This is a genomic window from Candidatus Methylomirabilota bacterium (assembly GCA_036005065.1).
Taxonomy (GTDB): domain Bacteria; phylum Methylomirabilota; class Methylomirabilia; order Rokubacteriales; family DASRDR01; genus DASYQW01.
The window spans coordinates 1-9,643 of record DASYQW010000284.1 but is presented as its reverse complement, the minus strand read 5'-3'; the positions used below and the strand labels follow the sequence as shown (position 1 = coordinate 9,643).

General features: G+C 71.5%; 9 protein-coding genes. 4 read left to right on the top strand and 5 right to left on the bottom strand.

Features of this window, described 5'->3' with window-relative positions:
- From VGW35_19345 to VGW35_19330, 4 genes are all read left to right on the top strand, one after another.
- Nucleotides 1-406: hypothetical protein (locus VGW35_19345; protein ID HEV8309824.1), on the top strand; the 406-nt coding region annotated here is incomplete at its 5' end.
- Nucleotides 407-465: 59 nt separating this feature from the next.
- Complete coding sequence (locus VGW35_19340; GenBank protein HEV8309823.1) at nucleotides 466-2,037, top strand: hypothetical protein; 1,572 nt, start codon at nucleotides 466-468, stop codon at nucleotides 2,035-2,037.
- A gap of 26 nt (nucleotides 2,038-2,063) precedes the next feature.
- Nucleotides 2,064-2,465, top strand: a complete 402-nt coding sequence (locus VGW35_19335) for a VOC family protein (GenBank protein ID HEV8309822.1) — start codon at nucleotides 2,064-2,066, stop codon at nucleotides 2,463-2,465.
- A gap of 248 nt (nucleotides 2,466-2,713) precedes the next feature.
- Entirely contained in the window at nucleotides 2,714-2,968 is a 255-nt protein-coding gene (locus VGW35_19330; protein HEV8309821.1) for a type II toxin-antitoxin system HicB family antitoxin, read from the top strand.
- Nucleotides 2,969-3,371: 403 nt separating this feature from the next.
- Here the strand turns inward: VGW35_19330 and VGW35_19325 are convergent, their stop codons facing one another.
- The 5 genes from VGW35_19325 to VGW35_19305 form a co-directional block, all read right to left on the bottom strand.
- Entirely contained in the window at nucleotides 3,372-4,580 is a 1,209-nt protein-coding gene (locus VGW35_19325) for an ABC transporter permease (protein HEV8309820.1), read from the bottom strand.
- A 26-nt stretch (nucleotides 4,581-4,606) separates the two neighbouring features.
- Entirely contained in the window at nucleotides 4,607-5,371 is a 765-nt protein-coding gene (locus VGW35_19320; protein HEV8309819.1) for an ABC transporter ATP-binding protein, read from the bottom strand.
- 14 nt (nucleotides 5,372-5,385) lie between these two features.
- The gene (locus VGW35_19315) at nucleotides 5,386-7,206 is read right to left on the bottom strand and encodes an efflux RND transporter periplasmic adaptor subunit (protein HEV8309818.1); all 1,821 of its coding nucleotides are present in this window, start codon (nucleotides 7,204-7,206) and stop codon (nucleotides 5,386-5,388) included.
- A gap of 117 nt (nucleotides 7,207-7,323) precedes the next feature.
- Nucleotides 7,324-8,664 carry a TolC family protein gene (locus VGW35_19310; protein HEV8309817.1) on the bottom strand — a complete coding sequence of 447 codons (1,341 nt, stop codon included), beginning with the start codon at nucleotides 8,662-8,664 and terminating at the stop codon, nucleotides 7,324-7,326.
- 46 nt (nucleotides 8,665-8,710) lie between these two features.
- Nucleotides 8,711-9,643: efflux RND transporter permease subunit (locus VGW35_19305; protein HEV8309816.1), on the bottom strand; the 933-nt coding region annotated here is incomplete at its 5' end.

Sequence of the window (9,643 nt, the reverse complement as noted above, 5' to 3'; positions counted from 1 at the left end):
GGGGGGCGGCCCCACCGAGTCGTGTCTGCGGGGGGTGGCCTTCTTCGTGGGGTCGGGCGCCGGAGGCGCCCTGACGGCGCGCCTGGAAGAACAGTTCACGCTCGGGCTCGCCCCGGGCGACTTCCTCTTCTGGCCGGGCGTGGCCGACGGCGGCTCGTTCGAGTCGGGGTTCGCGTTCCACCGGAGCAGCGCGACGACCTTCCTGAGCTCCTACTGGGCGGTCGGAGCGACGATCGGGCCACTCACCGTGGGCACCTGCCCTCAGACGACGCGGCGGACGGGCGACTACATCGGCGCCCAGCGGGACCCGGTCGACAACCGGAGCTTCTGGTTCGCCGGCGAGCGGGCCACCGTGATCGCCGGCGCCTGCCAGTGGCAGACGCGGATCATCAGGGTCACGCCATAGTCCCACGGTCGGGGCGGCGGGTGCCCCCTCCCAACCCACACGGCTGGAGGTTGCGGACCATGAGCCAGAGGGATCCCCGAGCGTCCACCGCCCGAATCCTCGCCGCCGTCGTCGCCGGGATGCTCCTGGCGGCCACGGTCGCCTCGGCGCAGGGGACCGCGCCCCGGCTGACCGCGGTGGACGCGGCGAGCTATCAGGCATTGAAGGTCCAGGCGGAGACGGACGCCGCCGCCGAGGCGCCGACACGCCTGGCCGAGGTCGCGGCCGGCGAGGCCGAGGCCCCGACCATCACCGCGTCCTTCGCCGGGCTCGACCAGCCGGGCGCGGCCAGCGGCGGGTTCACCTTCGTGCCGCCGGACCCCATCCTCGCCAAGGGCCGGACCCGGGTGCTCGAGGCGACCAACAGCGCGACGCGGCTCTTCACCACGGCGGGCGGCGTGCTGGCCACGAAGAGCCTCCAGCTCTTCTTCGGCGCGCCGCCGCCGGCGGGGCGCGACGGCGTCCTGTTCGACCCCAAGGTCTACTTCGACCGGCTCGGCGTCAACCCGCGCTTCTACGTGGTGGCGCTGGAGAAGCGGGGCACCTCGGACGCGACGGGCGTGTCCCGGATCTGGCTGGCCGTCTCGCGCGGCGTCGACCCGGCCGACCTCGAGCCGGCCCGCTGGTGCCGGTACGCCATCGACGGGAAGCGCAACGGGGGCACCGCGCGCTCGAGCTGGGCGGACTACCCGGGGCTCGGGGTCGGCGTCGACAAGCTGGTCATCACCGCCAACCAGTTCACGTTCGCGTCGAACCTGTTCACCTTCGCCATCGTCCGCGTCCTCAACAAGCTGGCGCTGGCGAACAACGGGGCCGCCTGCCCGCCGCTCCCCTTCGTCTTCACCTTCCAGCCCTCGGCTCTCCTTCAGAACCCCGCGGCCTTCACCCTTCAGCCGGTGCAGCACTACGTGGCGCCGGCCTCGAGCGCCGGCGTCGCGAACCCCGTCTATCTCGTCAACACGGTCTTCGGCACCAACACCCGATATCGGGTGTGGCGCGTGCGGAACCTCCCCCCGTCACTCCAGGTGGCGAGCGTCCAGGGCACCTTCACCTACGGCGTCCCGCCCGCGGCCCGGCAGCGGAGCAGCAGCCTGCGCCTGGACACCGGCGACAACCGGATCACCCAGGCCTCCTCGGGCGACCTGAGGGGCAGCTTCAGCGCCGTCCACGGCACCGTGTGCAACGTCGGGGGCGGTGCCACCGAGTCGTGCGTCCGGGCGGTGGCCGTCCGGGTCGGCTCGGGCCCCGGGGGCGCGCTGGCGGCGAGCCTGGAGGACCAGTTCACCCTGGGGCTCGCCCCCGGAGACTTTCTCTTCTGGCCGGGCATCGCCGATGGCGGCCCTCGGGACGCGGGGCTCGCGTTCCACCGGAGCAGCGCGACGACGTTCCTGAGCTCCTACTGGGCGGTCGGGACGACCATCCGGCCGCTCACCGTCGGCACCTGCCCGCAGAGGACGGCGCGGACGGGCGACTACATCGGCGCCCAGCGCGATCCGGTCGACAACCGGAGCTTCTGGTTCGCCGGCGAGCGGGCGACGACGCTCGGCGGCGTGTGTCAGTGGCAGACGCGGATCATCAGGGTCACGCCGTAAATCGTGCTGTCGAGGAGGGCCTGAGCGTGAGTGAGTCACCGGGCCGGCCGCTGGAGTGCCTGGAGCTGGATCACGTGGTGCTCCGGGTCCGGGACCAGGCCGTCTCCCAGCGCTTCTACGTCGAGGTGCTCGGCCTCACGCTGGACCACGTCAACGAGCCGATCAAGCTGGTCCAGCTCCGCTGCGGCCGCCACCTGATCGACCTGCTGCCGCTCCCGCCCGGCGAGGCCCCGCCCGCCAGCGGGCGGATGGATCACGTCTGCCTCTCCATCCGCTGCGACGACATGGCCGCGCTGGCCGCCTACCTGCGCGGGCAGGGCGTCGAGGTCGAGGGGGACGTCGTCTCCCGGCGCGGCGCCTTCGGCCAGGGGCTCTCGCTCTACATCCGCGATCCCGACGGGTACCGCATCGAGCTCAAGCCCCGCTGACCCGCGTCACCGGGGCCCGGGGGGAGGCAGGCCCGATCCGGTCGCCGAAGGGCGACCGGCCCGGCTTTTGGCTTCGAGGTAATCGAGGGAACGCGGCACATCGTGGTCCGGCACCGCGATCATCCAGATCTGAATACCACCGTCGCGAGGCACGACGAGCTGGATCCGGCGTATGCCCGGACTGCCATACGGCTCATAGATGAGCTGCTTCGGCGAAGGGCATGATGTCGGGAAGGAGGGCATCGGGCGTGAAGGACGCGAAGTATTACGATTCGCTTGCCTGGGAAGTCCAGATCGAGCGGGATGTCCGAGCGGATGGCTCGATCTACTATGTGGCGCGGCATCCGGAATTTGGAACCGTATCCGGTCCACTCGGCACGGGCGCTTCCCCCGAGGAGGCGCTCGCGGAACTCAGAGAGGCCAGGCGCAGTCTCATTGCGGTGCTTCTGGAGCGGGGCGATCCTATTCCAGAGCCTCGACCCGTCAGGGCTGTGGTCATGTAGCTGCACGAGGGCGTCCGGAGAGTAGACGCGGTCGACCCCGAAACACGACCTTTGCACCCATCACACTGATGGGAAACCGACGACCTGGATTCTGCTGTAGCCTGGTGCGCCCTTCGAAGGTTTGAGAAACGGCCCGGCGTCGTCGGGCCGCACCACGGCGGCCCGGAGCGTCCGGCCGTCGGGCGCCGCGACGTCGATCCACCGAGCGGCCGGCGCCTCCGCTTGGGCTACGCAGGGCGGGCAGCGCGGTGACCGCCGCCAGCCCGAGGCCGCAGGTGAGATCCCTTCCCGGACCGATCGTCGCGTCGTGGGCGCGCTCACGGAGACCCACTGCGCCTCATGGCGACCTTCGTCTCGCGGCGGCGGGTGCGGGCGACCCCGGCGGGCTCGGCCGGAGTTGCGCCTACTCGTAGCGGAGGGCTTCGATGGGATCGAGCCGGGAGGCCTTGCGGGCGGGGTAGAAGCCGAAGAAGACCCCGACGGCCCCCGAGAAGACGAAGGCCAGCCCGATCGCCTCGGCCGGGATCTCGGTGGTCCAGTTGGCGATGGACGCGATGGTCTCCGACGCCGCCAGCCCGACGACGATCCCCACCAGCCCGCCCGCGATGGCGAGCGTCACGGCCTCCACCAGGAACTGGGCCAGGATGTCCCGGCTGCGCGCCCCCACCGCCATCCGCAGCCCGATCTCGCGCGTCCGCTCCGTCACCGAGACCAGCATGATGTTCATGATCCCGATGCCGCCCACCAGGAGCGACACCGAGGCGATGGCGGCGAGCAGCATGGTCATGATGCGGGCGGACTCCTCCTGGGCGGCGAACATCTCGGACAGGATCCGGACCTGAAAGTCGTCGTCCTGCCCCGACTGGAGGCGGTGGCGCTGGCGCAGCAGGTCGCGGATCTGGCCCTGGGCTTCCTCCATCAGGTCCGAGTCCTTGACCTTGACCGAGATGGTGCCGACCGTGCGCGGATTCGACCGGTTGGCGCCGAGGACCTTCTTCTTCGCCGTCGAGAGCGGGATCAGGATCAGGTCGTCCTGGTCCTGGCCGAACGCCGACTGTCCCTTGGCGTCCAGCACGCCGACGATCGTGAAGGGGACGTTCTTGATCCGGATCGTCTGGCCGACGGGGTCGGAGGTGTCGAAGAGGCTCCGCCACACGGTCTCGCCCAGAACGGCCACCTTGGCGGCGGCGTCGACGTCCTCGAAACCGAACATCTTGCCGGTGGCCACGTCCCATTCGCGGGCCACCAGGTAATCGGGGGTCACGCCCTGGATGATCGTGGACCAGTTGGTGTTGCCGAAGACCGTCTGGGCGGCGCCGCGCACCGACGGCGCCGAGGCCTCCACCGCCGGGATCTCGAGGCCGATGGCCCTGGCGTCCTCCTCGGTCAGCGTCTGCTGGGAGCCGAGCCCCCAGCGGATGCCGCCGGAGGTCTGGGCGCCGGGGAGGACCACGATGGCGTTCGAGCCGAGCGAGCGGATCTGCTCGGCGATCCGGCGCTGGGCGCCGGCGCCAACCGAGACCATGGCGATGACCGCGCCGACGCCGATGATGATGCCGAGCATGGTCAGCGCGGTGCGCAGCACGTGGGCCCGGAGGGCGCCGAGGGCCATCCGGATGGCGGCCCAGAGCTTGACGTTCACGCCCCGACTCCCTGGGCGGCCTCGTCCTCGGCCGGCAGTGTCGCCAGCAGCGCCTCGGCCCGCAGCGGGGCGTCCACCCGCGCGTCGGTCCGGACCCGCCCGTCCCGGAATGCGACGATCCGGCTCGCGTAGCGGGCGATGTCGTCCTCGTGGGTCACGAGCACGATCGTGATTCCCCCGCGATTGAGGGCCTGGAGGATCGCCATGATCTCGATGCTGGTCCGGGTGTCCAGATTCCCGGTCGGCTCGTCGGCCAGGACGAGGCGCGGCTCGTTCACGAGAGCCCGGGCGATGGCGACCCGCTGCTGCTGGCCCCCCGAGAGCTGGCTCGGGTGGTGGTGCTCGCGCCCCTCGAGGCCGACGTCCCGCAGGCGGGCCAGGGCCTGGGTGCGTCGGTCGCGGGCGGTCGCGCCGCCGTCGTACAGCAGCGGGAGCTCGACGTTCTCCATCGCGCTCATCCGCGGCAGGAGGTTGAAGGTCTGGAAGACGAAGCCGATCTTCTGGTTCCGGATGGCCGCCAGGGCGTCGCGGGACAGACGCGAGACATCCTCGCCGTCCAGGGCGTAGCGGCCCGACGTCGGGGTATCGAGGCAGCCCACGAGGTTCATGAAGGTGGACTTGCCGGAGCCCGACGGTCCCATGATCGCCACGAACTCCCCCGGCGCGATGTCGAGCGTCACGCCGCGCAGGGCGTGCACCGCATGGGACCCCAGCCGGTAGGTCTTGGCGAGGTCGCGGACGGCGATGAGCGGGGCCGTCATGCGGCCAGCCTCCGTCAGAACCGGAGCCGCGGGGCGCTGCCGGAGGAGCCCCGCGCGGCGGACGTGCCGGCCTGGCCGGTGATGACCTCCTGGCCGGCCTGGAGATCGCCGCGCAGCACCTCCGTGGAGCTTCCGTCCGAGGCCCCCGTCACGATGGACACCGCCTTGGGCTTGCCGTCCGGCCCGACGACGAACACGCGCCCCGGCACCCCGGCCGGCGCCGCCCCGGCCGCCGGCCCCTCCTGGGCGGCGGCCGTCAGCGCGTCGTACTTCGCCTGCTGCTCGGGCCGCAGGATCGCGCGGATCTTGTCCCGGGTCTCCGCCCGGATCCGCTTCCGCTGTGCCTCGCGCGCGCGGTCGTCGAGCCCCTGCCCGGCCATCGCCCCGAAGGCCTGGCGCGACTCGGCCAGGATCGCGTCCAGGCGCGTCTGCTGCTCGGAGGTGAGGCCGAGCTCGCGGGTGAGCATCTCCCGCTGCTGCCCGAGGCCCCCGCCGGCCCCGCCGCCGCGCCCGCCGCCGGCCCCGCCCCCGGCGGCCGGACTCCGCCCGCCGCCCGGCGTGGGCTCCGGCCCGGCCCCCGTCTCACCGGGCGGCCGGAAGCGGAGGGCGGCGTTGGGAACACGCAGCACGTCCTCCTTGCGATCGACCTGGACCCGCACGCTCGCCGTCATCCCCGGCATGAGCTTTCGCTCCGGGTTGGCGACGGCGATGACGGTCGTGTAGGTCACCACGTTCTGCACCACCTGGGGCGCTTTGCGGATCTGCACGATCTCGCCGCGGAAGGTCTGGCCCGGGAAGGCATCCACGGTGAAGGTGGCCGGCATGCCCTCCCGGAGCCGGCCGACGTCGGCCTCGTCGACCGCCGCCTCGACCTGCATCCGCGTCAGGTCCTGGGCGATCGTGAAGAGGGTCGGCGCCTGGAGGCTCGCCGCCACGGTCTGGCCGACGTCGATCGCTCGGGAGATCACGACGCCGTCGACCGGCGCCCGGATCTCGGAGTGCTCGAGGTCGAGCCGGGCCTGGTCGAGCGCCGCCTGCTTGTTCCGGACGCTGGCCTCGGCGGCCTTGAGCTGGGCCTCGGCGACCTGGAGGGCGGCCTGGGCGGAGACGACCTGCGCCTGGGCGGCGTTGGCCTGGGACTGGACCGCCGCCAGCTGGCCCTCGGCCGAGCGGAGGGTGGCCTCGCTGGCCCGGACCTGGGCCTGGGTGGCTTCCACCTGGGCTTTGGCCGTCTCGAAGCTCGTCTGCGCCTGGTCCTTGTCGTTCTGGGCGATCAGCTGCTTCTTGAGGAGATCGACGCTGCGGTCGAGCTGGAGCTTCGCGTTGGCCAGCGTGGCGCTGTCACGGGTCACGTTGGCGCGGGCGGTCGCGATGGCGGCCCGGGTGTTCTCGACGTCGGCCTGCGCCTTGGCGGCGTTGGCCTGGGCCGTCACCACGCCGGCTCGGGCGTTCTCGATCTCGGAGCGGGCCTTCTCGACGTTGGCGCGCTGGTTCAGCGCGACGGCCTGGGCGTTCTCGACGTCGGCCCGGGCCGCGTTCATCTTCGCCTGGAAGGGGTCGGGGTCGAGGCGGGCGATGAGCTGGCCCTTCTTGACCGCCGAGTTGAAGTCGACGTAGAGCTCCTTGATCTGGCCGGACACCTGGCTGCCGACCTGGACCGTCGTCACCGCGTTGAGGTTCCCCGTCGCCGACACCGTGGTGACGATCGAACCCCGCTCGGCCTTGACCGTGCGGAACTTCGCCGCCTGAGCGCGGCTCGCGGTGACCAGGTACCCGGCTGTCGCCAGGCCGGCCACGACCACCAGGGCGAGGACGATCAGCACCGCCCGCTTCATCGGTCCCGCCCCGGGCGGGTGGCAGGCCCCGGCCAGCCCCGCGTCATGGGTCGCGCCCCCTCTTCCTTCATGATCATCCTACCGCGTCTGTTGGACGCGGGGGCGACCCGCGACATTTCAGGGCCGTCCGACCGCCCGATCGAGCGCGGCCAGGCCGAGCTTGTGGTCGGTCAGGGCCCGGACCTGGTCGGCTTCGGCCGTGGTCAGGGCGAGCTGGGCGTCGGTCAGGTCGAGGATCGTTCCCACCCCGGCATCATACCGGCCCTGGGCCAGCCGAAGGTTCTCCGTCGCCGACTCGACCGCCTTCTCGGTCGCGGCCACCCGCTCGGCGGCCTCCACGACGCTGATGTAGGCTTGCTCGACCTCGAGCCGCACCTGGAGCTCGAACGCGTCGTAGTTGGCGCGGGCGACCTCCACCAGCGCCTGGGTTTCGCGGATCCGGGTGACCGTGAAGAAGCCCTCGAAGAGGTTCCAGGAGAGCTGGATGCCGATCGACCAATTCTCGTGGAGCGGCGGGTCGTCGGGCGTGCTGTACCCGTAAAACCCGGCCGCGTTCAGGGTCGGCCAAAAGCGGGCGCGGGCCCCAGCCAGCTGCGCGCGGGCCGCGTCGAAGCGCGCCAGGGCCTGGATCAGCTCCGGGCGATTTTTGAGGGCCTCGGTGAGGAGCCCGGCCGCGTCCAGCGTCACCGGCTCGAACCCGAGGATGTCCTGGATCTCGACGGTGGTGGTCGCCTCGAGCCCGAGGGCGTTGGCCAGGGTGGTCTCGGCCAGCCGGACCTGGTTCCGGGCCCGGATCACCGTGACGCGCGCGTTGGCGACCTCGACCTCGGCCTTGGTGACGTCGGACTTCGGCTTGGTCCCCACATCGAAGAAGCCCTGGGCGCTCCGGAGATTCAGCTCGGCCCGAGCCAGGCCGGCGTCGGCCACCCGCACCAGCCGGCGGGACTGGAGCAGCACGAGGTAGGCCTGGCGGACGTTCAGGACGACGAGCTCACGGATCCGCTCGAGGTCGGTCTCGGAGACGCGCACGTTGGCCCGGGCCTCGTCGACGAGGGCCCCGGTCTTCCCGAAGTCGTAGATCAGCAGGTTGGCCTGGAGCGCCGTGGAGATCGAGTTCGCCCGGACGCCCTGGTTGAGCGTCGAGCTGAAGAACTGGCTGCGGGCGGCGGCGCTGAGCCAGTCGAGCCTCGGATAGTAGGCGGACTGCGCCTGCGGCACCCGGGCGGTGGAGGCCGTCACGGCCTGCTCGGCCGCCCGGATGGTGGGGTGCTGCCGCCGCGCCAGCGCGATCGCCTCCGGGAGCGACAGCACCTGGCCGGGCGCGGGCGCCTCCCGGGCGGGGCCGGGCTGACCGGGAGCGGGCGGAGGCTGGGCGGCCCCGGGCGCCGCGGCGCCGAGCGCGACGACGATCAACAAGCCAACCAGCCAGGCACGGTCATCCGCGGGTCCGAGGTGCATGGTCGCGAGATCTCCTGTGAGGGAGGGCGCGGCGGAGCGCGCCCGATCAGGACGCGCGCGCGTCCTCGGCGCGGAACGTCCGGGGGAAGCGTTCTTCGAGCATGGTGTAGAGCGTCGGGATGAGCAGGAGGGTCAAGCAGGTCGAGACCAGGAGGCCGCCGATGACCGCTCGGGCCAGGGGGGCGTTGGCCTCGCTGCCGACCAGGAGTCCGAGCGCCATCGGGAGAAGGCCGACGATGGTCGTGAGGCTCGTCATCAGGATCGGCCGGAGCCGGGTCCGCCCGGCGGTGACCACGGCGTCGGCGAGCGGCCTCCCGCGCCGGCGCAGCTCGTTGGTGTACTCGACGAGGAGCACGCCGTTCGAGACGACGATGCCGACCATCATGATGATGCCCATCGCGCTGTTCACGCTGAGCGTGGTCTTCGTGATGTAGAGCATGCCGAACACGCCCGTCACGCCGAGCGGCACGCTGAACATGATGACCAGCGGATCGATCAGCGACTTGAACTGGGAGGCGAGCACCATGTAGACGAGCGCGATGGCCATGAGGGCGGCGAATCCCAGGTCGGAGAAGGCCTGCTTCTGCGCCTCCGACTGGCCGCCCAGGCGCACCGAGAACCCCTCGGGGGGCGGCAGCTCGTCCAGCGCCTTCTGGGTAGCGGCGCTGACCGAGCCGAGGTCCTGGCCGGGTGCGACGTTGGCGGTCACGTCGACGATTCGCTGCAGGTATTTCCGGTTGATCACCACCGGCCCGCTCGAACGCTGGATGCGCGCCACGTTGTCCAGCGACACGATCCCGCCCGACGGCGTCTTCAGGAATACGTCGGACAGGTCCGATACGCTCGATCGATAGGCGTCGTCCATCCGGACGTTGATGAAGTACTCGTTCCCCGTCTTCTGGTCGGTGAACTGGATGGGGGAGAACTGGGTGTTGCCCACCAGGCTGGAGAGCACGCTCTGGGCCACCTGCTGCTCGGA